Raw genomic sequence first — 23,027 nt, forward strand, 5'->3', positions numbered from 1 at the left:
CTCCTTGCGCTTGCGGTGCTTGAGGACCCCGGCAGCCTCCTCGATGAAGCCGCGGCGCTCCTCGGGGGTGGCCCGCAGGACACCATCGAGCTGGCCCTGGCCGACGATGACGTGCATCTCTCGGCCGATGCCCGAGTCACTCAGCAGCTCCTGTACGTCCAGGAGCCGACAGGTGTTGCCGTTGATCGCGTACTCGGAGCCACCGTTGCGGAACATCGTGCGGGAGATCGTCACCTCGGTGTACTCGATCGGCAGCGCGCCGTCGGAGTTGTCGATCGTCAGGACGACCTCGGCGCGACCCAGGGGCGGGCGCCCTGAGGTGCCGGCGAAGATGACGTCCTCCATCTTGCCACCGCGCAGCGACTTGGCGCCCTGCTCGCCCATGACCCAGGAGAGCGCGTCGACGACATTGGACTTGCCGGAACCATTGGGCCCGACGACGCAGGTGATGCCCGGCTCGAGCTGGAGGGTCGTCGACGAGGCGAATGACTTGAACCCACGCAAGGTGAGGCTCTTGAGGTACAACGCTGACTCCTACGCAGGACGACCGTTGGGGCCAGCCTAGACCGCTGGGGCGTCAGTGAGCCGCAGGCTCCATCAAGTCGCCTGCGGTCACGGTGTCGACCCGCTCGCGAATCGTCCGCAGCAGTCCGTCGTTCTCGAGCTTGAGGCGCATGATCTCATCCTCGAGGTCGGCGATCCGTCGCTGCAGCAGGGCGGTCTCACGCAGCTGGTCTGCGGTGGGGCCGCCGATGTAGCCGATGAGTGCTTTGGCCATGAAGTTCTCCGCGGAATGGAACTGAGGGAAGAGGCAGAAGAGGCTGCTCTGCGTCTTCCACTGTCCCACCGCAGTCCATCCGCGGTCAACTTTCGCTCTCCGGCTGCGAGCTCTCGAAGCCGCCGATCGAATCGTCCGCCTGCTGTCGTCCCGTCGACCATGGACCTGACGCGTAGGGTCACCGACGTGGATGAACTCTTCAGCCCTCCCGTCGGTCAGTGGCAGACCGTGTCACCACGGCTCGCAACGATCCGGCGCATCCTGATCGCCGCACCCGCGGCGGTCGCGCTGGTCCTCGGCATCGCCCTCCTGGTCACGCCCGACGTACGGTGGCTCGGCGCAGCCCTGGTGACGAGTGCAGTGGCCGGATATGCGTGGGGGTGGACCTGGGCAGCGCGGAATCAGCGCAGCTGGGGGTATGCCGAGAATGATGACGACCTGCTGGTCACCAGCGGCGTGATGTTCAAACGACTCGTCGCGATCCCCTACGGACGGATGCAGTTCGTCGACGTCGAGGCCGGGCCGCTGGCTCGGGCGTTCGGCGTCGCGACGGTCACGCTGCACACCGCGAGTGTCGAGACTGCGGCCGACATTCCCGGGCTGCCCGCAACCGAGGCCACCCGACTCCGCAACCGGTTGACCGAGCTGGGCGAGGCTCATGGCGCCGGACTCTGAGCCGACCCACGAGCCGATCGGCCTCCGGACCCACCCGTTGACCGGGCTGGTGCAAGGCGCGCTGTGGGCTGCCGCCGCGTCGGTCGGCCTGGTCAGCTCGGTGTTCTCCCGCGACGGCTGGGGCGCCATGAGCTCAGTGCTGAGTCTGCTGGTCGCGCTGGTCGGCGGACTCCTCCTCGGCATGGGGTTCGGCTTCGGGACCTGGGCCTTCACGCGGTACGTGATCGATGGCACCGAGCTGCGGATCAGCTCCGGCGTGATCACCAAGGCTTCGCGGCGCATCCCGTACGAACGTCTGCAGTCGGTCGACATCGCCGAGCCGCTTGTCGCGCGGCTGCTCGGCCTGGCCGAGCTGCGGATCGAGATGGCCGGTGGCAAGGACTCGCGCACGTCCCTGCGCTTCCTCAGGCTCGCCGACGCGCAGGATCTGCGCCGCGTCCTGCTCGCCAAGGCGCACGGCGACACCGCCGCCACAGTCGAGCAGCAGCGCACCATCATCACCGTCGTACCTCCGCAGCGCGTCGTGATCGGCACGCTGCTGTCGCTTGACTTCCTGCTCGCCGCATTCGGCTCGGTCATCCTGCTCGGCGGCGCGATCTGGTTCGACCAGGTCATCGTGCTGCTCGGCGGCATCATCCCGCTGGGGACCTGGCTCATCCAGATCGTCGGCAAACGCGTGCTCCAGCAGTGGGACTTCACCCTGTCGCGTGGCGCGGACGGGCTCCGGATCGAGCGCGGCCTGTTGTCCCGCACCTCGCAGACCATCCCGTTCGCACGGGTGCAGGGCATCGCGGTCAGGGAGCCCTACGTGTGGCGGCGATTCGGCTGGCAGCGGCTCGAGGTCGACGTAGCCGGGTTCGCCGCGCACGGTGATGACGACAGCACCGCCTCGTCGTCGACCCTGCTGCCGATCACGGACGGTCCTCTGGCCGACGCGATCATCGCCGAGCTGATTCCCGGTTCGGCAGTCGCGTCCGTGCCAGCGGTGCCGGCTCCCCGTCGTTCGTGGCTGTTCGCGCCGATCGGGTGGCGGTACCGCTGGGTCGGCGCCAACCAGCGGACCTTCGTGGCGCGCCAGGGGTGGATCCAGCGCACGACCAGCATCGTGCCGCACCACAAGACCCAGTCGGTCGAGCTGCGGCAGGGGCCGATCCAGCGGCGCCGGCACGTCGCGACGCTCGAGGTGCACTCCCCCCAAGGCCCGGTCGACGCGGACGGCCGACATCTGGATGAGCACGATGCGCGGACGATCCTGTTCGAGCAGCTCGAGCGCGCCCGCGCTGCGCGCGGCTAGGCAGCGGCGTCGCTGCGGAGCCGCTCCACCGTGGTCATGACGTGAAACACCACGACCGCCGCGATCGTGCCGAGCGCGATCCCGGTGAAGACCAGGTCACCCAGGGTGATGGTCAGGTTGCCGATGCCGATCACGAGCGCGACGGCAGCGGTGAACTGGTTGACCGGCCTGGAGAAGTCGACCCGGTTGTCGATCCAGATCTTGACGCCGATGATGCCGATCAGGCCGTACAGGGCCGTGGTGATGCCACCCAGCACTCCGACGGGGATCGTGTTGATCAGCGCGCCGATCTTGGGTGAGAGGCCAAGTAGGACCGCCGTGACGCCCGCGACCCAGTAGGCAGCCGTGGAGTAGACCCGGGTCGCCGCCATGACGCCAATGTTCTCGCCGTATGTCGTCGTTCCTGATCCGCCACCAGCGCCGGCCAGTGTCGTGGCGAGTCCATCCGCGAGCAGAGCGCGGCCCGTGCGCCGGTTGAGCGACTGGTCACCGGTCAGGTGCGCGACGCTGCGCACGTGGCCGACATTCTCGGCGACCAGCACCAGGACGACCGGCAGGAAGGTCGGCAGCACCGACCAGGCCGCGGTCGGCGTGTGGAAGTCCGGAAGCCCGATCCAGGCGGCCTGTCCGACCGCGGTGAAGTCGATGTCGCCAGCGACCAGAGCGAAGGCATAGCCGATGACGACACCCACGACGATCGAGAGCCTCGCTGTCAGCCCACGGAACGCCACCGCGATGAGCAGTACCGCAGCCAGCGTCACCAGCGCGGTCCACGGCGCCTTGCCGAAGTTGTCGGCCGCGACCGGTGCCAGGTTGAGCCCGATCAGCGCGACGATCGCGCCTGACACCACCGGCGGCATGAGCGCATCGATCCAGCCCGTGCCGGTGATCATCACGATGCCGCCGACCACGGCCAGCAGAATGCCGATGACCATGATCCCGAACAGTGCACCGCCCATGCCGTCGGTCGCGGTGGCCGCTCCGATGGGCGCGATGAACGCAAATGACGAGCCGAGGTAGCTCGGCAACCGGTTGCCCGTGATGATCAAGAACAGCATCGTGCCGACGCCGGAGAAGAACAACGTCGCCGACGGCGGGAAGCCCGTCAGCAGCGGCACCAGGAAGGTCGCTCCGAACATCGCGACGACGTGCTGCGCGCCGAATCCGATCGTGCGCGGCCAGGTCAGGCGCTCGGTCGGGCCGACGATCTCTCCTTCTGCGATCGTGCGGCCGTCGGAGTGCAGGGTCCAGGGCTGGGGCATGTCAATCCTTCGAGCGGGTCCGGGGTGCGTGGAGACGCTATCCCCCGCTGGTGCCGTCCTCTGCCTCGGGATCCATCGGTGTGACGATGTCGCGGGAATCCAGCCATCCGTCCGGTACCGAGACCTTCTTGGGAGTGCCCTGCCTTCCGCGGGGCGTGCCCAGCTCGGCGACCGGATAGGGCTCGGTGGGGTCGAGCCGGCCCAGCAGATCATCGAGATCGGCGTAGGAGGACACCATGCCCAGGCTGCTGCGGATGTCCTTGCCCGCCGCGAATCCCTTGAGGTACCACGCGATGTGCTTGCGAAACTCGATGCAGCCCCGCTCCTGGCCCATCAGCTCGCCCAGCAGCTCGGCATGGCGACGCATCACGGTGGCCACCTCGCCAAGTGTGGGTAGCCCGACGACGTGCTCCGCGGAGAATGCAGCCGCGAGGTCGCGGAACAGCCAAGGCCGGCCCAGGCAGCCGCGACCGACGACGACACCGTCACAACCGGTGTGCTCGACCATCCGAATCGCGTCAGCGGCCTCCCAGATGTCGCCATTGCCGAGGACCGGGATGTCGACTGCGGCCTTGAGCTCACCGATGGCGTCCCAGTCAGCTCGGCCGGAGTAGTGCTGGACAGCCGTACGGCCATGCAGCGCGATCGCAGCGCACCCGGTCTCCTGGGCAATACGACCGGAGTCCAGATAGGTCAGATGGTCATCGTCGATGCCCTTGCGGGTCTTCATCGTGACCGGCACGCCGTAGGGCTGTGCGGCCGACACCGCGGCGGTGAGAATCTCACCCAGCAGCGTGTCCTTCCACGGCAGCGCGGCCCCACCACCCTTGCGGGTGACCTTGGGCACCGGGCAGCCGAAGTTGAGGTCGACGTGGTCGACGCCATGATCGGCGCACAGGATCTCGACCGCGCGGCCGACGTGGACCGGGTCGATGCCGTACAGCTGGACCGAGCGCACCGTCTCGTTCGGCGCGAAGGTCAGCATCGACAACGACGTCCTGTCCCCCTCGACGATTCCGCGCGACGTGATCATCTCGCACACGTACAGTCCTGCACCCTGCTCGGCGCAGAGCTGACGAAAGGCCGCGTTGGTCACACCGGCCATTGGCGCCAAAACGACCGGAGTGGGAACTTCGAGATCTCCCAGCCGAAGCTGGGGGTATCTCCCGCGTTCGGGGGCGCGGGACAGCGCGGCGGTCGACATGCCGCCAATTCTCCCAGAAACACCCAGCTCCGAAGAACCGACGTCTGGTCGACGGTCCTAGGGAGTCCAGGTGATGGCGTCCCGGGCGGAGCCGGTCTGCAGATCGACCGACTGCAGGGCCTTGCCCTTCGGAACGAGGTAGACCAGGCACAGGTTGGCGGTCGCACCGGGCAGGAAGCTCTTGGGGAGGGTGGAGTTCCGACACGGCCGGAAGGTTCCGACGATGTCGTTGGCCGGAAGGTTGGTGTTGCTGGAGTCATGGGCGAAGATCGGCAGCGCCGCCCCACCCAGCCCCGCGGGCCCCTCGTTCGTCACCGTGACGTCGACGTAGAACGGGGTCGAGGCCTTGGTCGCGTCGTCCAGGGAGAAGAAGGTGAAGTCCTTCTTGATCGACCCCTTGCGGACCGCCGCGACCGTCACGGTGATGGCGCTCGTGGCCTTGGTGCCGACCTGGTAGATCACGCTGGCCGATTCGTCCTCGGTGAGCTTGGTTCCACCCTTGGTCAATGTCACGCCTGCCGGCACGTCGAAACCTTTTGGAACCGGTACAGCTTCGGACTTCTTGTCGGGCGCCGAGGAGCATCCGCCCACGAGCGCAGCCGCTGCAGCCGCGGCGATCCACAAACGGTTCACCGGCCGATTGTCGCCCACGGGTGGATCAGCATCCCGGCAGGCGCGCCGCGAGCCACGACGTCACCTGATCGAGCGCGATGCGCTCCTGCGTCATCGAGTCCCGCTCTCGGATCGTGACGGCCTGGTCGTCCAGAGTCTCAAAGTCGACCGTGATGCAGTACGGCGTGCCGATCTCGTCCTGCCGGCGATAGCGCTTGCCGATCGCCTGGGCGTCATCGAAGTCGACATTCCAGAACCCGCGCAGCTCAGCCGCCAGCGCGCGCGCCTTGGGCGAGAGGTCCTCGTTGCGTGACAGCGGCAGCACTGCGGCCTTGACCGGCGCCAGCCGCTTGTCGAGCTTGAGCACGGTACGCTTGTCGGTTCCACCCTTGGCGTTCGGAATCTCCTCCTCGACGTAGGCGTCGATCAGGAAGGCCATCATCGAGCGGTTGACTCCGGCAGCCGGCTCGATGACGTACGGGGTCCAGCGCTTGTTGTTGGGCTGATCGAAGTACGACAGATCCTTGCCGGAGTGCTCGCCGTGGGTCGTGAGATCGAAGTCCGTGCGGTTGGCGATGCCCTCGAGCTCACCCCACGTCGAGCCGGCGAACTCGAACTTGTACTCGATGTCGACGGTGCGCTTGGAGTAGTGCGAGAGCTTCTCGGCCGCGTGCTCGTACAGGCGCAGGTTGTCGGGATCGATGCCGAGGCCGGTGTACCAGTCCATTCGGGTCTGGATCCACGTGTCGTGCCACGCCTCGTCCGTTCCCGGCTCGACGAAGAACTCCATCTCCATCTGCTCGAACTCGCGGGTGCGGAAGATGAAGTTGCCGGGGGTGATCTCGTTGCGGAAGCTCTTGCCGATCTGGCCGATGCCGAACGGCGGCTTCTTGCGTGCCGTGGTCATGACCTGGGCGAAGTTGATGAAGATTCCCTGCGCCGTCTCGGGTCGCAGGTAGTGCAGGCCCTCCTCGGACTCGACCGGGCCGAGATACGTCTTCAGCAGGCCGTTGAACATGCGGGGCTCGGTCCACTGACCCTTGGTGCCGCAGTGTGCGCACGCGATCAGGTCCATCGTGACGGTGTCGGGGTCGTCGATGCCCTTCTTCTCGGCGTAGGCCTCCTGCAGGTGGTCCTGACGGAATCGGCGATGACACTGCTGACACTCGACCAGTGGGTCGACGAACGCCGACAGGTGTCCCGAGGCGTTCCACACGGCGGTCGGCAGGATGACCGACGAGTCCAGACCGACGACGTCGTCGCGGCCCTGCACCATCGACCGCCACCACTGGCGCTTGATGTTGTCCTTGAGCTCGACGCCGAGCGGACCGTAGTCCCACGCGGACCGGGTGCCGCCATAGATCTCGCCACACTGGTAGACGAAGCCGCGGCGCTTGCTGAGGCTGATGACGCTGTCAACGGTCGATGCCATGGGGAGATGTTCCAATCCGGCTGGGTGTCGGCGGGCCTGGGCACGCGATCGTGATCACGTGCGCCCGAGGGCTTCCCACTCTAGTCGGTGCGACACGACACAGATGGCGGTGGTGGGCCAGCCGTCCCTACTCGCGGAGCCCAGTCGGAGCGTTTGACAACCATTGTCATCTACTTGAGAATGATTGTCATGCGGAGAATTTTGTTCCTGACTTGCGTCCTGCCGCTCGCCGTCATCCTCGTTGCTTGCAGCGGATCGACCCCCGGCGGCGGCGACAAGACTCAGGTCGTCGCCTCGTTCTACCCTTTCGCCTATGTCGCCGAGCAGGTCGGCGGCTCGCTCGCCGACGTCGCCAGCCTGACCTCCCCCGGGGTCGAGCCCCACGACCTGGAGCTCAGGCCCAAGCAGGTCGCGACGCTCCAGGGAGCCGCTTTGGTCATCTACGAGAAGAACTTCCAGGCAGCAGTCGACCAGGCAGTTGATCAGGCCGGGCGATCGTCGAAGGACACGCTCGACATCGCTCAGACGTTGCAGCGCGAACAGGCCCGGGGAGGGGACAAGCGTGGGGGGCGGGACCAGGCGAACGAGGACCCACACACCTGGCTCGACCCTCGCAACATGATCGCCGTGACCGAAGCAGTCCAGCAGAAGCTGGCAGCCATCGATCCAGAGCACGCCTCGACGTATGCCGCGAATGCGGCCCGGTTCGTCGCCGAGCTCTCGTCGCTCGACCAAGACTTCGTGGCCGGTCTCCAGAACTGCCGCACCGACACGATCGTGACGAGTCACGCCGCCTTCCAGTACCTCGCCGACCGGTACGGCTTGAAACAGATACCGATCGCGGGGATCGATCCGTCCAACGAGCCGTCGCCGTCCCAGCTGGCCGACATCACGTCACTGGTCCGGAGCCGGAACATCACGACGATCTTCACCGAGGAGCTCGTGAGTCCGGCGATCGCGGACACCATCGCCTCGGAGACTGGCGCACGCACCGCTACGCTCGACCCCATCGAGGGGCTTTCCGACGCGACCCAGGGCGAGACCTATCTGACGCTCATGCGGATGAATCTCCAGACCTTGCGGAAAGCGAACTCCTGCCCATGAGCACCGCACTCCACGCCCGCGGCGTGACCGTGACACTCGGCAGTCGAGAGGTCCTGCGGCAGGTCGACCTCGACGTGACCAGTGGTGAGTTCGTCGCCCTACTGGGCGCGAACGGCTCGGGCAAGTCAACATTCGTGCGCGCCGCGACCGGTCTGACACCGATGAGTGGTGGCACGGTCGACCTGTTCGGCATTCCGCTCGCCGACTTCCACGACCGGCACCGGCTCGGCTACGTGCCCCAACGCTCGCGGGCCGTGGCGGGAGTTCCTGCCACGGTGCACGAAGTCGTCATGAGCGGGCGGCTGGCCCATCGCCGCTTCGTCGGCTGGAGCACCAAGGCAGACTCGACCGCCGTCATCGCTGCGATCGCGCGGGTCGGCCTGGCCGATCGCACGCGATCGGCTCTCAGCGACCTGTCCGGTGGGCAGCAGCAACGTGTGCTGATCGCCCGAGCGCTGGCCTCGGAAGCCGACCTGCTGATCATGGATGAACCCACTGCGGGCGTCGACCACGACAACCAGGAATCACTGGCCGAGCTGCTGGGAGGGCTGGTGCACGACGGCTCCTCGGTGCTGCTGGTCGCGCACGAGCTAGGACCCCTGCGGCCGTTGATCGACCGGGCGGTGGTCCTGCATGCGGGTCAGGTCGCGTACGACGGCCCGGTCGAGGGACTGACCGGCGAGGACCACGCTCACGTCCACATGCACACCGGCGCTCCCCCACGACCCGAAGGACTCACCGGCGAGGGGGTCTGGCGATGATCGACCTCCTCGGCTACGACTTCATGCGCGCGGCCCTCATCGCGGCGACCTTCACCGGGCTCGCAGCTCCGGCGATCGGCACGTTCCTCGTGCAACGCCGGCTCGCACTCCTGGGCGATGGGATCGGGCACGTGGCGCTGACCGGGGTCGCCCTCGGCCTGCTCACCGGCATCGCTCCGATCCTCACCGCGGTCGTCGTGGCGGTGGTCGGTGCGATCGTGATCGAGCTGTTGCGCATGTACGGGCGGACCAGCGGCGACGTCGCGCTCGCGATGCTGTTCTACGGGGGCATCGCTGGCGGCGTCCTGCTCACGAATCTCGCCGGCGAGAGTGCATCCACCCTCAACAGCTACCTGTTCGGTTCCATCCTGACAGTGTCGTCGGGCGACCTGGCACTCGTGGCCGGTCTCGGAGTCCTCGTGGTCGTGCTCGCCGTCGGGCTCTCCCCGCAGCTGTTCGCGGTGTGTCAGGACGAGGAGCACGCCAGGGTCAGCGGCGTGCCGGTTCGCGCCTACAGCATCCTGATAGCGGTCCTGGCCGCCGTGACGATCACGGTCGCGATGCGCACGGTCGGGTTGCTCCTCGTGTCAGCACTGATGGTCGTGCCCGTCGCGGCGTCCCAGCAACTGACCCGAAGCTTCCGCACCACCCATCTGGCCTCCATGGCCATCGGTCTGGTCGCGGCCCTGGGCGGGGTCGTGGCCAGCTATCAGATCGACACCCAGCCAGGTCCCACGATCGTGCTGCTGGCCTTGACTATCTTCGCGATCTCCGCCCTCGCCGGAGCAGTAGCCCGGCGGCTGCGGAGCAGCCGCCGCCGTCCAGCAGAAGTCGCCTGAGGAGAGACATGGTCGAAGCACTCCGCAACACCCGCCAACGACGCGCAGTCGTCGCGATCCTCGAGGACCTCGACGGATTCGCCAGTGCGCAGGAGATTCACGACATCCTCAAGCAGCGCGGCGAGTCTGTCGGCCTGTCGACGGTCTATCGCAGCCTGCAGGTACTCGTCGATGCCACCGAGGTCGACGCGTTGCGAAATGACGAGGGCGAGGTGCTCTATCGCCAGTGCAGCGCAGGGCACCATCATCACCTGGTGTGCCGGTCCTGCGGACGCACCGTCGAGGTCGAGGGTCCGACGGTCGAGCGCTGGGCCGACAAGATCGCTGAGGAGAACGGATTCCAGGATGTTTCGCACACCCTGGAGATCTTCGGCACCTGCCACAGCTGCGCGCCATGATCGTCCGCATGAGCGGGGACGAGCTCTCGGCGCAGGACGTCTACGACGTCTGGCGGATCCGCGATGCGGTCTTCGCCGTCGAGCAGCAGGTCGATGAAGAGGATGTCGACGGACGGGACCTGCTGGCCTCCACGACGCACCTGTGGCTGCGCGACGGCGACGGCCTCACGAGCTATCTCCGGGTGTACGTCGGCGGAGACGGCCTCCGACACATCGGGCGGGTCTGCACCCGCAAGGACCAGCGCGGCCGCGGGCACTCCGGCCGACTGATGGCCGAGGTGACCAGATTGTGGGGAGCAGGCGAGCTGCACCTCAATGCCCAGGCCCCGCTCGAGCGGTGGTACATGTCTTTCGGCTACGTCCGCTCGGGTGAGGACTATCTCGAAGCCGGCATCGTCCACGTGCCGATGAAGCGGCTCGCCGAGGGCAGATCCTAGAAGTCGCTCACTGCATTGACGGCCTCGGTCACGTCACCCTTGACCTGGGTTGCGTAGTCACTGACAGCGTCCGACGCCGTCTGAAACTCCTCCTGGTAGGAGAAGGAGAAATACTCTCGGCTGTCGATCCGGTTCGCGAGCTCGGATGCCTTGTCGATGAGGTATTGCACGGCGTCGGTGACCTGTTTGGCCAGCTCTTGCCGGCCTGGTGGCACCTGAACCCGCGAAAATCTGTCGCGCGCAGCGGTGAGGACCGGTATGAGCGTCGATCGGATCGGGCCGCTGCTCGTGACGCTCGTGCTGATGTAGTCGGTGGCACGCAGGGCGAGAACTGACTGTGCCGCGGCAATGAAGTCGCCTGCTGTGTCTGCGCGTTTCAACGTCGCACTGAGGCGGGTGAATGGCTCCAGGATCGTCGCCTCGGTCTGCTCGGCCTCGGCGTAGACCGCGGAGTGCTCCCGTCCGAACCGCGACGCCTTCGCGAGCTTCGGGGGTTCGGCCACGGCCCGCTCGACGATCTTCCGGAGCGCACCCGGGTCGGCCTGCTTGCCGTCGGCGACTCGTTTGACGATCGTGGAGCGGAACGACGAGACCGCCCCGAGGTAGTCCTGCGCAACCAGATCGGCCTGGGCGATCTGCTCGGTCTGCCGGTGGCTCTGTGCTGCGACCAGTGCACCGATGATCCCCGCGATCACCACGGTCAGCACGACTGGCAACGCGATCATGACCCTGCGGGCACGAATGTTCACGAGCCAACGCTGCCAGCGCGCCGGGCGCCGGTCAACCTGAGCCGGCCTCAGTCATTGATGCGGGGCGTGACTGCGTGCCGACGCAGACCGTAGGTCAACGCGTCCACGAGCGCCTCCCACGAAGCCTCGATGATGTTGGCTCCGACGCCCACCGTGACCCACACGTCCTTGCCGTCGGACGTCTCGATCAAGACCCGTGTGATCGCGTCCGTGCCGTGCCCCTGGTCCAGGATCCGAACCCGGAAATCGATCAGGTGGAACCGGGCCACATCGGGATACACCTGCTCGATCGCCTGGCGCAGTGCGTGGTCGAGGGCGTTGACGGGACCGTTCCCCTCGCCGATCACGGCGAGCCGCACACCTCCGGCAGTCAGCTTGACCGTTGCCTCCGCGACAGCATCGTCGCCGCGCGCGGACTCGGCCAGGACGCGCCATGACTCGACGTCGAAGTACGAGGGTCGAGTGCCGTCGATCTCCTCGGCGAGGAGCAGCTCGAACGATGCGTCAGCGGCCTCGAAGGTGTAGCCGGACTGCTCCATCTCCTTGACCCGGTCCGTGACTCGGCCGAGCAGCACCGGATCATTCGCGAGGTCGAAGCCCAGCTCCTTGCCCTTCAGCTCGATGGTGGCCCGGCCGGCCATCTCCGAGACCAGGAGCCGCATGTCATTGCCGACCAGGGTGGGGTCGATGTGCTGGTACAGATCGGGGTCAACCCGGATCGCACTCGCATGCAGTCCGGCCTTGTGGGCGAAGGCCGAGACACCGGTGTACGGCTGGCGGGCCGACGGCGGGTAGTTCGTGATCTCGGCGATGGCATGCGAGATGCGGGAGGCGTCCGCCAGACGCCCCTCCGGCAGGACCTGCAGGCCAAGCTTGAGCTCGAGGTTTGCCACGCACGTGACCAGATCGGCGTTGCCCGTGCGCTCGCCGTAGCCGTTGATGCAGCCCTGGACGTGGGTCGCACCAGCCTGGACCGCGGCCATGGTGTTCGCGACTGCGCACCCGGTGTCGTTGTGAGCGTGGATGCCCAGGCGCACACCAATCCGAGCCACGTCCGTGACGATCTCGGTGACCCAGTGCGGGAGCATGCCGCCATTGGTGTCACAGAGGATCACCACCTCAGCGCCCGCTTCGCCCGCAGCGCGGACGACCTCCAGAGCATAGTCGCGGTTCGCTCGGAAGCCGTCAAAGAAGTGCTCCAGGTCGACGAAGACGCGCTGTCCTTCCTCACGAAGATAAGTCACGGTGTCGCGCACCATCGCGAGGTTTTCGTCCAGCGTCGTGCGCAACGCTTCGATCACGTGCCGGTCGTGGCTCTTGGCCACGAGCGTCACGACCGAGGCACCAGAGTCGCGCAGGGCCTGGATCAGCGGGTCGTCCGCCGCCGCCACACCAGCCCGGCGGGTCGCACCGAAGGCCGCGAGCGTCGCCTGCTTGAGGTCGAGCTCCTTCGCCGCGAGCGCAAAGAACTCGGTGTCCTTGGGATTCGAGCCCGGCCAACCACCCTCGATGTACCCGACGCCGAGATCGTCGAGGTGACGGGCGATGTGCATCTTGTCCTGGACGGACAGATTGAGACCCTCCTGCTGCGCGCCGTCACGCATCGTCGTGTCATAGACGTGGAAGTCGCTCACACTCTGGTGGCCTGCGTTCACTGGTCGATCCTTCGTTCCGGTCGGCATCTGGTCGGGCAACAAAAAAGCCCCCCACGGGATGGGAGGCAGCGCGTCGGGGGCTTGGAGTCAGTGCCCGGCGCGCCTGCCGATAATGATCGAGATGCTCTGCATGCAGCTCAGTCTAGACTGATCGACCTATGACCGCCAGACCCGTTCCCGTCGACGTGGCGCCGAGGGTCATGTACGCGGTGATGACTGCCGATCCCCTCGACTCCGAGGACCTCATTCCTCCGCCGTCCGCCGAGCTGCTGCGACACTACGGCTCCTCCGAGTTGGCGATTCGCCGGCTGCGGTCCTGCCGGCACCAGCACCTGATCCTGCGCCAGGCTTCCCTCGAGGACGTCGCGTTCACGACGCGGGATGCCCGGGTGGATGCCTTGCTGCTGGCCGAGGAGCACGACGGTGTCGTGATCGACCTGACCATCCCCCGCATCATCGACCAACGCTCCGACCAGGTCTCCCTCGCCCACGCCACCCAGTGGTACGTCGTCAGCTACCACGACATCAGCGACGGACGCCTGCCCACGATCGGTCTGACGTCGTTCGGACTGCCGGAGGCAGTCGTGCTGGACGTCGACGAGAAGACTCACCCGATGTTCAGCGCGGTTCTGGCCGGTCTGGTGCATCGGTTGCTCGCCGAGTGGCCGACCAACGATCCCGTCGGCCGTGCGACCGTGACGCTCCGCGACATCGCCTACGGGCTCGGTGACGACGAGGCGGCGTCGACACCACGCGACCGCGCGCTGGACGTCGACGTGTCGTACGACTCTGGAGACAATCTGCTGCTCGTGACACTCCTGGGGGACCCAGCGGCGACGCTCTTCACGCCCTGACCGGGACTACTGCTCAGCGGGAGGCTTCGCCCGCGGCGCCAGATTGGCCAAGGTCTCCGGGCGCAGGATCGACTCAAGCTTTTCGCGCGGCAGCAACCCACGCTCGAGCACGATCTCCGCAACGCCACGCCCGGTCGCCAGCGCCTCCTGGGCAACATCGGTCGCCGCGGCGTAGCCGATGTATGGATTGAGTGCGGTGACCAGGCCGATGGAGTTCTCGACCTCGTTGCGCAGGAGCTCGACATTCGCCGTGATTCCGTCGACACACCTGGTGGCGAGCACGAGGATCGCCTCGCGCATCCGGGATATGCCGGCCGACAGCGAGTAACAGATGATCGGCTCGAACGCGTTGAGCTGGAGCTGGCCGCCCTCGGCCGCCATCGTGACGGTCATGTCGTGGCCGATGACCTGGAACGCGACCTGATTGACGACCTCGGGAATCACCGGATTGACCTTGCCGGGCATGATGCTCGACCCGGCCTGTACCGCTGGCAGATTGATCTCGTTGAAACCCGCACGAGGGCCTGAGGACAGCAACCGCAGATCATTGCAGATCTTGGAAAGCTTGACCGCAACCCGCTTGAGGGTGCCGGACAGCTGGACGAACGCCCCACAGTCCTGGGTCGCTTCGATCAGGTCGACGGCGCTCTGCAGCGGCAGTCCGGTGAGCCGGGAGAGGTGCTGGCAGGCGGACGGGACATAGCCAGCTGCTGCGTTGAGCTGGGTGCCGATCGCGGTCGCGCCGAGATTGATCTCGTGCAGCAACAACAAGGCCTCGGACAGTCGGCTGCGGTCCTCGCCAATCATCAGCGAGTACGTCCGAAATTCCTGGCCCAGCGTCATCGGTACTGCGTCCTGCAGCTGGGTGCGTCCCATCTTGAGGACGTCGTGGAACTCGTCCGCCTTGGCGGCGAAGGAGTTTTCCAACACCTCCATCGCCTCGAGCAACGAATGCGTCGCGAGGATGATCGCGATCTTGACGGCCGTCGGGTACACGTCGTTGGTCGACTGGCTCAGATTGACGTGCTCATTGGGGTGGATGACGTGATAGTCGCCCTTCTGGTGACCCAGCAGCTCCAGCGCACGGTTGGCGATGACCTCGTTGGCATTCATGTTGGTCGAGGTGCCGGCACCACCCTGGATGACATCGACGACGAACTCCTCCCGCAGCCGGCCGGCGCGAATCTCCTCACAGGCCGTCCGGATCGCACCGAAGCGCTCATCATCAAGAAGTCCCAGATCGTGATTGGCCGTCGCCGCCGCCTCCTTGACCGCGGCAAGCGCCTCGACCAGAAAGGGGCTGATGCCGATCGGGATGCCGGTGATCGGGAAGTTCTCGAGAGCCCTGAGCGTGTGGACACCCCAGTACGCATCCAGCGGGACGTCACGGTCGCCGATCAGGTCGTGCTCGGAGCGCGTGGCTGTCGTCATGATGGTCCTCCAGTTGTCGAGGCACATCCTTGGACCCCGCACTCCGACCATAGAACATCTGGGCGCACCGGAGGCGCGGGCGCGACTGTACTGGCCGGTACAGTCACTCCACGTCCGCCGGCCCCCGAGAACCGGTCAGCCGGGGACGATCTGGGTCATCCAGCCGTGTGGGTCGGCGGCCCGACCGTACTGGATGTCGATCAGCGCTGCGCGGATCTCGGTCGTGACCTTGCCCGCTTCACCGTCGCCGCTGACGGCCTCGCCACCGTCCCACTTGAGCGATCGAACCGGAGTCACCACGGCTGCGGTGCCGCACGCGAAGACTTCAGTGATCGTGCCGTCGGCCGTGCCGCTTCGCCACTCGTCGATACCAACCCGGCGCTCCACGACCTCGTGCCCCAGGTCGCGGGCTATCGTCATGATCGAGTCACGGGTGACGCCCTCGAGAATCGACCCGGAGAGCTGCGGGGTGACGATCGAGCCGTCGGAATGCACGAAGTACAGGTTCATGCCTCCCAGCTCCTCGACCCACGCGTGCTCGGTCGAATCCAGGAATGCAACCTGCGCGCAGCCATGCTGGGCGGCCTCCTGCTGAGGCAGCAGGCTCGCGGCATAGTTGCCGCCACACTTGGCCGCGCCGGTGCCGCCGGCGCCGGCACGCGAGTAGTCGGTCGACAGCCAGATCGACACCGCCTGCACGCCGCCGGCGAAGTAGGCACCCGCAGGCGAAGCGATGACTGAATACGTGACGTGCTGGCTGGGACGGACGCCCAGGAAGACCTCGGAGGCGAACATGAACGGCCGCAGGTACAGGCTCTTCTCCTCGCCAGCCGGCGCCCAGTCGCGGTCGGCCTCGACCAGCGCCCGGACCGACCCGAGGAACCAGTCCACCGGCAGCTCGGGAAGAGCAAGGCGATGCGCCGAGCGCTGCATCCGTGCCGCGTTCACCTCGGGGCGGAACAACCAGATCGACCCGTCGGCGTGGACGTAGGCCTTCAGGCCCTCGAAGATCTCCTGAGCGTAGTGCAGCACCGCGGTCGCGGGGTCCAGAAGCAGCGGGCCGTAGGGGACGACCCGGGCGTTGTCCCACCCGGTGCTCGGAGTCCACTCCGCCAGGAACATGTGGTCGGTGAAGTGGTTGCCGAAACCGGGATCAGCCAGGATCGCGTCGCGCTGCTCGGCGGTTCGGGCGGCAGGATTCGACTCGAACCTGCTCGCGAATTGCTTGGAAGTCATAGTAATCACGGTAGTACTTTCTCAAGTCAAAGGTAAGCGGTGATCAGCCCACCGATACGCCCTCGGCCACGCGCGACGTGATGGCCTCCCCCACCTCCTCGGTGGTCCGGGAGACGGAGCCGCGCTCGGCGATGTCGACCTCGACGGCCGACGTGATGGTGGCCGCGGCCTCGGGAAGTCCGAGGTGCTCCAGCAACAGCGCGCCGGACAGGATCGCCGCGGTCGGATCGGCCTTGTGCTGGCCGGCGATGTCGGGAGCGGAGCCGTGCACAGGCTCGAACATGCTTGGCGCTGTTCGATCAGGGTTGACGTTTCCGCTGGCGGCGAGGCCAATGCCTCCGGTGATCGCGGCAGCGAGATCGGTGAGGATGTCGCCGAACAGATTGTCGGTCACGATCACGTCGAAGCGGCCGGGATCGGTCACCAGGAAGATCGTCGCAGCGTCGACGTGCAGGTAGTCCACCGAAACGTCAGGAAACTCCAAGGCCACCGCGTCGACGGTGCGGGTCCACAGGTGCCCGGCGTGGACCAGGACGTTGTTCTTGTGGACCAGCGTGAGCTTGCGGCGCGGACGGGCCTGCGCGCGGGCGAACGCGTCGCGGACGACCCGCTCGACGCCGTACGCCGTGTTGATGCTGACCTCGGTCGCGAGCTCGTGCGGCGTGCCGACCCGGATCGCTCCGCCATTGCCGACGTAGGGACCCTCGGTCCCCTCGCGGACCACCACGAAGTCGATCGCACCGGGATCTGCCAACGGGGTGGCCACTCCCGGGAAGAGCTTGGACGGGCGGAGGTTGACGTAGTGATCCAGCGCGAAGCGGAGCTTGAGCAGCAGGCCCCGCTCCAAAATTCCCGAGGGCACGCTGGGGTCGCCCACCGCGCCGAGCAGGATCGCGTCATGCTGGCGAATCTCGTCCAGCACGGAGTCCGGCAGGGTCTCTCCTGTTGCGTGCCAACGCTTCGCGCCCAGGTCATAGGACGTCCGAACGAACGAGGTGTCATGGTCTTCGGCAACGACATCCAGGACTTGGAGAGCCTGGGCTGTCACTTCAGGACCAATGCCATCTCCGGGAACCACGGCCAGCGAGAACGTACGAGTCATGGGACTCATCCTAGGCGGCCACATCTCAGGATGTGAAACTGGCGTCTTGCAATGTGATCAATTGTCATCGGGCCGGTCGGCCAGCTCGAGCTCGGGCGGGACGGCCTCGTCGCGCAGGTGCGCAGGGCCCCACTCCATCAGCTGGGGTTCCATGTTGTCTCCTTCGATGTGGACGGAAGCGGGGATCGACGATGGGTTCGCCGTTCCACCAGACACGTGTCCGGAGATCATCCGAGGAGAGTACGAAAGCGAGCGATCAGATCATGATCAGCAACCCTGCGGCGAAACGGCGGGCCAACGCCGAAACTCCGCGGCAGGGTGTAGCCCTAAGAGGCCCTGCCGCGGCAAGCGATTACTACGAGCTGCTTCCGCATGATGCGATCACGATACCGCCGACCGGCAGGATCGGCGCGAACATCCCCAGGTGTCTCACCACGTGGTCCGATCACACCGCCGGGCACGGTTCACCGGGCCCCACGGCTCGTGACAGACTGGCCGCGTGAGCGCCCCAGCCGAAGTCCCCGAGCTCGTGTCGAGGACCCTCGACCTTTCGCGCCAGCGCGGATTCATCACCTCGATCCGCAACGAGACCGGCCGGCTGCTGGCTGCACTAGCGGCCTCCCGCACAGGCACACTTGCCGAGCTGGGAACCGGCTGCGGCGTGGGGTCCGCCTGGCTCTCCAGCGGTTCCCCTGCCGGTGCCCGCGTCGTCAGTGCCGAGCTCGATCCCGCCCTGGCCGGCGACGTGCAGAGAATCTTCGCCGGCACCGACCATGTCGACGTGATCGCCGGGGACTGGTCGACCCTGGAGCGGTACGCCCCGTTCTCCTTGCTGTTCGTCGACGTTCGCGAGGTGATGGAGAGCATCGACGTCATCGCCGATCTGCTCGAGCCCGGTGGGATCGCGGTGCTCGACGACTTCGTGCCCTCGGCCTTCTGGCCGCCGATCGTCGAGGGCCGCGTCGACACCGTCCGCGAGCGCTGGCTGACCGACGACCGTTTTGCCGCGGTCGAGATGCTGATCGATGTGGACGCCTCGCTGATCATCGCCACGCGCCGCTAGGCACCTTCGGTCCTGGGTCGGCTCCGCTCCGGGTCGGGAGGGACGTGCGAGCGGCCGTGCGCGCCCGATGCGAGGCGCACCTCGGTGTAGGGCAAAAAGAACTGCACGACGGGTCCGATCGCAAGGGCGTACAGCACCGTGCCCACACCGACCGTGCCTCCGAGGATGAAGCCCACCACGAGAACAGTGACCTCGATGACGGTGCGCCAGAACCGGACACTTCGCCCCGTGCGCCGAACCAGGCCGAGCCACAGTCCGTCGCGGGGACCGGGGCCGAGCTGCGCACCGATGTAGAGCGCCCCGGCGAATCCATTGCCGAGCACGCCACCCAGCAGCAGCAGACCCCGCAACCACAGGTGATCAGGCTGCGCAATGACCGCGATGCCGAAGTCCGCCGCGAGCCCGATGACGATCACGTTGAGCACGGTGCCGATCCCCGGAAGCTGCCGCAACGGGATCCACAGCACCAGCACGACAGCGCCCACCAGGATCACGACCTGACCGAACGTCAACGGAACGTGGTGCGCGAGTCCCTCGTGGAACACGTCCCACGGATCCAGCCCGAGCGTCGACTCGACCAGCATCGCCATCGTGAAGCCGTAAAGAAACAGACCCAGCAGGAGCCTGCTCAGCCGCGCGGTCATGCCGCTCATCGCTCGCGCTCCTACGCGATTCATGATCCGGCCCCCTCGGGGTGACGACGCGGGGCAGGCCCGCACCAGCGGTGATGACGTTCGTGAGCCCGGACTCCGGACTAGCGGCCGGCCTGGCCCTCGACGTAGTCGGCGTCCTGCTGCTGCCACGAGAAGTGGGCGCGCAGCACCTTGCCGGTGGCCTCGATCGAGTGGCCGGCCTCCTTCTGGCGAAGCTCGAGGAACTCCTTGGCACCGTTGTCCTGGTCGTCGATGAAGCGCTTCGCGAAGGTGCCGTCCTGGATGTCGGCGAGCACCGCCTGCATGCGCTCCTTCACGCCGGAATCGATGATCCGCGGACCGGACACGTAGTCGCCGTACTCGGCGGTGTCGGAGATGCTCCATCGCTGCTTGGCGATACCGCCCTCCCACATCAGGTCGACGATGAGCTTGAGCTCGTGCAGCACCTCGAAGTAGGCGATCTCGGGCTGGTATCCCGCCTCGGTCAGTGTCTCAAAGCCCGCCTGGACGAGGTGCGACACGCCGCCACACAACACGGCCTGCTCGCCGAACAGATCGGTCTCGGTCTCCTCGGTGAAGGTCGTCTTGATGACGCCCGCGCGGGTGCCACCAATCGCCTTGGCGTACGACAGCGCGAGCTCCCATGCCTTGCCGGAGGCGTCCTGCTCGACAGCGATGATGTCGGGGATGCCGCGACCGTCGACGAACTCGCGGCGCACCGTGTGGCCGGGAGCCTTGGGTGCGACCAGCACGACGTCGACACCCGCTGGAGCCTTGATGTAGCCGAACCGGATGTTGAAGCCGTGGCCGAAGACCAGCGCGTCACCGTCGACCAGGTTGGGTTCGATGGCCTCGGTGTAGACGTGGCGCTGGACCTGGTCGGGCGCGAGGATGACGATGACGTCGGCCTCCTCGACCGCCTCGGCGACCGAACGGACCTGCAGGCCCTGGGCCTCGGCCTTGGCGCGGCTCTTCGAGCCCTCGGGCAGGCCGACGCGAACGTCGACACCCGAGTCACGCAGGTTCAGCGCGTGCGCATGCCCCTGGCTGCCGTATCCAATGACCGCCACATGGCGGCCCTGGATGATGCTCAGATCTGCGTCGTCGTCGTAAAACAGTTCAGCCACGGGGTGCTTCTCCTTGGATCTAGCTTGCGTGCGTGCCGGGAACGGCGCGCAGGGTGCGGTCTGTGATGGAACGGGATCCGCGGCCAATCGCCACGCGTCCCGACTGGGCGATCTCGCGGATCCCGAACGGCTCGAGGACGTTCAGCATCGCGGTGAGCTTGCCCGCGTCTCCCGTCGCCTCGATCGTCACGGCATCGGTGGCAACGTCGACCACTTTAGCCCTGAAGAGCTGGACGGTCTCGAGCACCTGTCCCCTGGTCTGCGCGTCGGTCTTGACCTTGATCAGCATGAGCTCTCGCTCGACCGCGCTGTGCGAGTCGAGCTCCACGATCTTGAGCACGTTGACGAGCTTGTTGAGCTGCTTGGTGACCTGCTCGAGCGGCAGCTCGTCGACGTTCACGACGATGGTCATCCGTGAGATCTCCGGGATCTCGGTGGGGCCGACCGCCAGGGAGTCGATGTTGAAGCCTCTGCGCATGAACAGGCTCGAGACGCGGGCGAGGACACCCGGGGTGTTCTCGACCAGCACGGAAAGAGTGTGTGCGGTCATCAGAGGTCCTCTTCGTCCCACGCAGGAGCGAGATCCCGCGCGATCTGGATGGCGTCATTGCTCGTGCCGGCATGCACCATGGGCCACACCATGGCGTCGCGCTCGACGACGAAATCGATCACGACAGGTCTATCGGTGATGGCCATGGCCTTCTCGATCGTCGCATCGAGATCCTCCTCGGACTCGCAACGCAGGCCGACGCAGCCGTACGCCTCGGCGAGCTTGAGGAAGTCCGGGATGCGGCGTGCACCGATCGACTCCGGCCCGGTGTTGAGGTCGGTGTTGGAGTAGCGCCCCTCGTACAGAAGTGTCTGCCACTGGCGGACCATGCCGAGCGAGGAGTTGTTGATGACCGCGACCTTGATCGGTATGCCCTCGATCGCGCAGGTTGCGAGCTCCTGGTTGGTCATCTGGAAGCAACCGTCGCCGTCGATCGCCCAGACCACGGTGCCGGGGAGCCCGACCTGTGCACCCATCGCAGCGGGCACGGCGTAGCCCATGGTCCCGAGTCCACCGGAGTTGAGCCACTGGCGTGGACGCTCGTAGTCGACGTAGTGCGCAGCCCACATCTGGTGCTGGCCGACTCCGGCGGTGTACGTCGCCTCGGGACCAGCGATCGCGCTGATCCGCTCGATGACGGTCTGCGGAGCCAGGCCATTGTCGGGCTTGTCGTAACCGACGGGGTAGCGCTCCTTGATCCCGAGCATCTGCGACTTCCAGGCGCTGTAGTCGCCTTCCACTCCATCCTCGACAGTCTGCTTGCGCAGCGTCGACACCAGGTCGGCGATGACCTCGCGGCAGTCACCCACGATCGGGACGTCGGCGGTGCGGTTCTTGGAGATCTCGGCCGGGTCGATGTCGGCGTGGATGATCTTGGCGAGCGGCGCGAACGAGGACAGCTGGCCCGTCACGCGGTCGTCGAAGCGCGCGCCCAAGGAGATCAGCAAGTCGCTCTTCTGCAGGGCGGCGACAGCCGCGACCGTTCCGTGCATGCCGGGCATGCCCAGATGGAGCTCGTGCGAGTCGGGAAAGGCACCTCGGGCCATCAGCGTCGTGACGACCGGGATCTGGGTCAGTTCAGCCAGCACCTTGAGCTCGGCCGAGGCATTGGCCTTGATCACGCCTCCGCCGACGTACAGCACCGGACGCTCGGCCGCAGCGATCAGCCGAGCAGCCTCGCGGACCTGCTTGCCGTGCGGTCGGGTCGTCGGGCGATAGCCCGGCAGCGCCAGCTCGTTCGGCCAGGCGAAGGTCGTCATTGCCTGGAGGGCGTCCTTGGAGATGTCGACCAGGACCGGCCCGGGCCGGCCGGTGCCCGCGATGTGGAACGCCTCGGCGATCACGCGGGGGATCTCGTCGGCGTCCGTCACCAGAAAGCTGTGCTTGGTGATCGGCATCGTGATCCCTCGGATGTCGGCCTCCTGGAAGGCGTCAGACCCGATCGATCCACTGGACACCTGGCCGGTGATCGCGACGATCGGGACCGAGTCCATGTGGGCATCGGCGATCGCGGTGACGAGGTTGGTGGCACCGGGACCTGACGTCGCCATGCAGACGCCGACCTTGCCGGTCACCATCGCGTAGCCCTGGGCCGCGTGCCCCGCACCCTGCTCGTGCCGCACCAGGATGTGGCGAATCTGCTCGGAGTCGAAGAGGGGGTCGTACGCAGGCAGGATCGCGCCGCCCGGAATGCCGAAGATGGTGTCCACCTCGGCGTGCTCCAGCGCCCGCACGAGGCTCTGGGCCCCCGTGAGCTGCTCGGTCATGATGTCGGTCCTTTGTTTCGGTCAATCGTATGTCGTCGAGCGACC

24 protein-coding genes are annotated in these 23,027 nt (G+C 66.6%); 9 read left to right on the top strand and 15 right to left on the bottom strand.

All coding sequences use genetic code 11. From position 1 onward, the window contains the following. Positions 1-525 (bottom strand): chromosome segregation SMC family protein (locus WB461_RS05360; protein WP_423851688.1); only part of this gene is annotated, 525 nt, incomplete at its 3' end. A 52-nt stretch (positions 526-577) separates the two neighbouring features. Continuing rightward, positions 578-778 carry a hypothetical protein gene (locus WB461_RS05365; protein ID WP_423851689.1) on the bottom strand — a complete coding sequence of 67 codons (201 nt, stop codon included), beginning with the start codon at positions 776-778 and terminating at the stop codon, positions 578-580. A gap of 186 nt (positions 779-964) precedes the next feature. Between WB461_RS05365 and WB461_RS05370 the strand changes: the two genes are divergently transcribed. Together WB461_RS05370 and WB461_RS05375 are read left to right on the top strand one after the other, a co-directional pair. Beyond that, positions 965-1,453 (top strand): PH domain-containing protein, encoded by a 489-nt coding sequence (locus tag WB461_RS05370; RefSeq protein WP_423851690.1) that lies wholly within the window; start codon positions 965-967, stop codon positions 1,451-1,453. Beyond that, complete coding sequence (locus WB461_RS05375; protein ID WP_423851691.1) at positions 1,437-2,747, top strand: PH domain-containing protein; 1,311 nt, start codon at positions 1,437-1,439, stop codon at positions 2,745-2,747. Before WB461_RS05370 ends, WB461_RS05375 begins: the two co-directional genes overlap by 17 nt. Here WB461_RS05375 and WB461_RS05380 read toward each other — a convergent pair. Genes WB461_RS05380 through WB461_RS05395 form a run of 4 tightly spaced genes read right to left on the bottom strand, consistent with a single transcriptional unit; the run spans position 2,744 to position 7,257 of the window. Further along, positions 2,744-4,009, bottom strand: a complete 1,266-nt coding sequence (locus WB461_RS05380) for a uracil-xanthine permease family protein (protein WP_423851692.1) — start codon at positions 4,007-4,009, stop codon at positions 2,744-2,746. The two genes, WB461_RS05375 and WB461_RS05380, sit on opposite strands and share 4 nt — an antisense overlap. 37 nt (positions 4,010-4,046) lie before the next feature. Then, positions 4,047-5,213: a tRNA dihydrouridine synthase DusB gene (gene dusB / locus WB461_RS05385; RefSeq protein ID WP_423851693.1), complete on the bottom strand. Its 1,167-nt coding sequence runs from the start codon at positions 5,211-5,213 to the stop codon at positions 4,047-4,049. A 57-nt stretch (positions 5,214-5,270) separates the two neighbouring features. After that, entirely contained in the window at positions 5,271-5,846 is a 576-nt protein-coding gene (locus WB461_RS05390; protein ID WP_423851694.1) for a hypothetical protein, read from the bottom strand. A 25-nt stretch (positions 5,847-5,871) separates the two neighbouring features. Continuing rightward, the gene (locus tag WB461_RS05395) at positions 5,872-7,257 is read right to left on the bottom strand and encodes a glycine--tRNA ligase (protein WP_423851695.1); all 1,386 of its coding nucleotides are present in this window, start codon (positions 7,255-7,257) and stop codon (positions 5,872-5,874) included. A gap of 189 nt (positions 7,258-7,446) precedes the next feature. Here WB461_RS05395 and WB461_RS05400 point away from each other — a divergent pair, with 189 nt between their 5' ends. From WB461_RS05400 to WB461_RS05420, 5 genes are read left to right on the top strand one after another with little or no spacing between them, the layout of a single operon-like run. After that, positions 7,447-8,361: a metal ABC transporter substrate-binding protein gene (locus WB461_RS05400; protein WP_423851696.1), complete on the top strand. Its 915-nt coding sequence runs from the start codon at positions 7,447-7,449 to the stop codon at positions 8,359-8,361. Further along, a complete protein-coding gene (locus WB461_RS05405; RefSeq protein WP_423851697.1) occupies positions 8,358-9,122 on the top strand; it encodes a metal ABC transporter ATP-binding protein in 765 nt (254 codons plus the stop codon). The genes WB461_RS05400 and WB461_RS05405 overlap by 4 nt, the downstream gene beginning before the upstream one ends. Continuing rightward, positions 9,119-9,961 (top strand): metal ABC transporter permease, encoded by an 843-nt coding sequence (locus WB461_RS05410; RefSeq protein ID WP_423851698.1) that lies wholly within the window; start codon positions 9,119-9,121, stop codon positions 9,959-9,961. The genes WB461_RS05405 and WB461_RS05410 overlap by 4 nt, the downstream gene beginning before the upstream one ends. A gap of 8 nt (positions 9,962-9,969) precedes the next feature. Continuing rightward, positions 9,970-10,359 (top strand): Fur family transcriptional regulator, encoded by a 390-nt coding sequence (locus WB461_RS05415; protein ID WP_423851699.1) that lies wholly within the window; start codon positions 9,970-9,972, stop codon positions 10,357-10,359. Between the two features lie 8 nt (positions 10,360-10,367). Beyond that, complete coding sequence (locus WB461_RS05420; RefSeq protein WP_423851700.1) at positions 10,368-10,796, top strand: GNAT family N-acetyltransferase; 429 nt, start codon at positions 10,368-10,370, stop codon at positions 10,794-10,796. Here the strand turns inward: WB461_RS05420 and WB461_RS05425 are convergent. Next, complete coding sequence (locus WB461_RS05425) at positions 10,793-11,545, bottom strand: type IV pilus modification PilV family protein (RefSeq protein WP_423851701.1); 753 nt, start codon at positions 11,543-11,545, stop codon at positions 10,793-10,795. The genes WB461_RS05420 and WB461_RS05425 overlap by 4 nt on opposite strands. A gap of 47 nt (positions 11,546-11,592) precedes the next feature. Next, positions 11,593-13,200 carry a citramalate synthase gene (cimA, locus tag WB461_RS05430; protein WP_423851702.1) on the bottom strand — a complete coding sequence of 536 codons (1,608 nt, stop codon included), beginning with the start codon at positions 13,198-13,200 and terminating at the stop codon, positions 11,593-11,595. Between the two features lie 158 nt (positions 13,201-13,358). Between cimA and WB461_RS05435 the strand changes: the two genes are divergently transcribed. Next, positions 13,359-14,054 carry a hypothetical protein gene (locus WB461_RS05435; protein WP_423851703.1) on the top strand — a complete coding sequence of 232 codons (696 nt, stop codon included), beginning with the start codon at positions 13,359-13,361 and terminating at the stop codon, positions 14,052-14,054. A 6-nt stretch (positions 14,055-14,060) separates the two neighbouring features. Here the strand turns inward: WB461_RS05435 and WB461_RS05440 are convergent, their stop codons facing one another. The 3 genes from WB461_RS05440 to WB461_RS05450 form a co-directional block, all read right to left on the bottom strand. After that, on the bottom strand, positions 14,061-15,485 hold the full coding sequence (locus tag WB461_RS05440) for an aspartate ammonia-lyase (protein WP_423851704.1): 1,425 nt from the start codon (positions 15,483-15,485) through the stop codon (positions 14,061-14,063). A gap of 135 nt (positions 15,486-15,620) precedes the next feature. After that, the gene (locus tag WB461_RS05445) at positions 15,621-16,721 is read right to left on the bottom strand and encodes a branched-chain amino acid aminotransferase (protein WP_423851705.1); all 1,101 of its coding nucleotides are present in this window, start codon (positions 16,719-16,721) and stop codon (positions 15,621-15,623) included. 43 nt (positions 16,722-16,764) lie between these two features. Continuing rightward, positions 16,765-17,832 carry a 3-isopropylmalate dehydrogenase gene (locus WB461_RS05450; protein ID WP_423851706.1) on the bottom strand — a complete coding sequence of 356 codons (1,068 nt, stop codon included), beginning with the start codon at positions 17,830-17,832 and terminating at the stop codon, positions 16,765-16,767. A gap of 490 nt (positions 17,833-18,322) precedes the next feature. Here WB461_RS05450 and WB461_RS05455 point away from each other — a divergent pair, with 490 nt between their 5' ends. Continuing rightward, the gene (locus tag WB461_RS05455) at positions 18,323-18,886 is read left to right on the top strand and encodes an O-methyltransferase (RefSeq protein WP_423851707.1); all 564 of its coding nucleotides are present in this window, start codon (positions 18,323-18,325) and stop codon (positions 18,884-18,886) included. On the opposite strand, the gene WB461_RS05460 is transcribed toward WB461_RS05455, so the two are convergent. The 4 genes from WB461_RS05460 to WB461_RS05475 all read right to left on the bottom strand — a co-directional run bounded on the left by WB461_RS05460 (position 18,883) and on the right by WB461_RS05475 (position 22,982). After that, on the bottom strand, positions 18,883-19,539 hold the full coding sequence (locus WB461_RS05460; RefSeq protein ID WP_423851708.1) for a YczE/YyaS/YitT family protein: 657 nt from the start codon (positions 19,537-19,539) through the stop codon (positions 18,883-18,885). The two genes, WB461_RS05455 and WB461_RS05460, sit on opposite strands and share 4 nt — an antisense overlap. Positions 19,540-19,640: 101 nt before the next feature. Next, a complete protein-coding gene (gene ilvC / locus WB461_RS05465; RefSeq protein ID WP_423851709.1) occupies positions 19,641-20,666 on the bottom strand; it encodes a ketol-acid reductoisomerase in 1,026 nt (341 codons plus the stop codon). 19 nt (positions 20,667-20,685) lie between these two features. Further along, complete coding sequence (ilvN, locus tag WB461_RS05470) at positions 20,686-21,216, bottom strand: acetolactate synthase small subunit (RefSeq protein WP_423851710.1); 531 nt, start codon at positions 21,214-21,216, stop codon at positions 20,686-20,688. Then, positions 21,216-22,982, bottom strand: coding sequence for an acetolactate synthase large subunit (locus WB461_RS05475; RefSeq protein ID WP_423851711.1), 1,767 nt, complete (start codon positions 22,980-22,982; stop codon positions 21,216-21,218). The genes ilvN and WB461_RS05475 overlap by 1 nt, the downstream gene beginning before the upstream one ends. Positions 22,983-23,027 lie beyond the last annotated feature (45 nt).

Origin of the sequence: Aeromicrobium sp., assembly GCF_049587115.1 — a bacterium.
Lineage (GTDB): Bacteria > Actinomycetota > Actinomycetes > Propionibacteriales > Nocardioidaceae > Aeromicrobium.

Bases quoted from the DNA above. Each gene is read 5' to 3' on its own strand.
- WB461_RS05380 (WP_423851692.1), bottom strand. From the start codon at position 4,009: ATGCCCCAGCCCTGGACCCTGCACTCCGACGGCCGCACGATCGCAGAA.
- WB461_RS05365 (WP_423851689.1), bottom strand. From the start codon at position 778: ATGGCCAAAGCACTCATCGGCTACATCGGCGGCCCCACCGCAGACCAG.
- WB461_RS05445 (WP_423851705.1), bottom strand. From the start codon at position 16,721: ATGACTTCCAAGCAATTCGCGAGCAGGTTCGAGTCGAATCCTGCCGCC.
- WB461_RS05450 (WP_423851706.1), bottom strand. From the start codon at position 17,832: ATGAGTCCCATGACTCGTACGTTCTCGCTGGCCGTGGTTCCCGGAGAT.
- WB461_RS05440 (WP_423851704.1), bottom strand. From the start codon at position 15,485: ATGACGACAGCCACGCGCTCCGAGCACGACCTGATCGGCGACCGTGAC.
- WB461_RS05435 (WP_423851703.1), top strand. From the start codon at position 13,359: ATGACCGCCAGACCCGTTCCCGTCGACGTGGCGCCGAGGGTCATGTAC.
- WB461_RS05400 (WP_423851696.1), top strand. From the start codon at position 7,447: ATGCGGAGAATTTTGTTCCTGACTTGCGTCCTGCCGCTCGCCGTCATC.
- WB461_RS05415 (WP_423851699.1), top strand. From the start codon at position 9,970: ATGGTCGAAGCACTCCGCAACACCCGCCAACGACGCGCAGTCGTCGCG.
- WB461_RS05405 (WP_423851697.1), top strand. From the start codon at position 8,358: ATGAGCACCGCACTCCACGCCCGCGGCGTGACCGTGACACTCGGCAGT.
- WB461_RS05395 (WP_423851695.1), bottom strand. From the start codon at position 7,257: ATGGCATCGACCGTTGACAGCGTCATCAGCCTCAGCAAGCGCCGCGGC.
- WB461_RS05460 (WP_423851708.1), bottom strand. From the start codon at position 19,539: ATGAGCGGCATGACCGCGCGGCTGAGCAGGCTCCTGCTGGGTCTGTTT.
- WB461_RS05375 (WP_423851691.1), top strand. From the start codon at position 1,437: ATGGCGCCGGACTCTGAGCCGACCCACGAGCCGATCGGCCTCCGGACC.
- WB461_RS05420 (WP_423851700.1), top strand. From the start codon at position 10,368: ATGAGCGGGGACGAGCTCTCGGCGCAGGACGTCTACGACGTCTGGCGG.
- ilvN (WP_423851710.1), bottom strand. From the start codon at position 21,216: ATGACCGCACACACTCTTTCCGTGCTGGTCGAGAACACCCCGGGTGTC.
- dusB (WP_423851693.1), bottom strand. From the start codon at position 5,213: ATGTCGACCGCCGCGCTGTCCCGCGCCCCCGAACGCGGGAGATACCCC.
- WB461_RS05410 (WP_423851698.1), top strand. From the start codon at position 9,119: ATGATCGACCTCCTCGGCTACGACTTCATGCGCGCGGCCCTCATCGCG.
- WB461_RS05475 (WP_423851711.1), bottom strand. From the start codon at position 22,982: ATGACCGAGCAGCTCACGGGGGCCCAGAGCCTCGTGCGGGCGCTGGAG.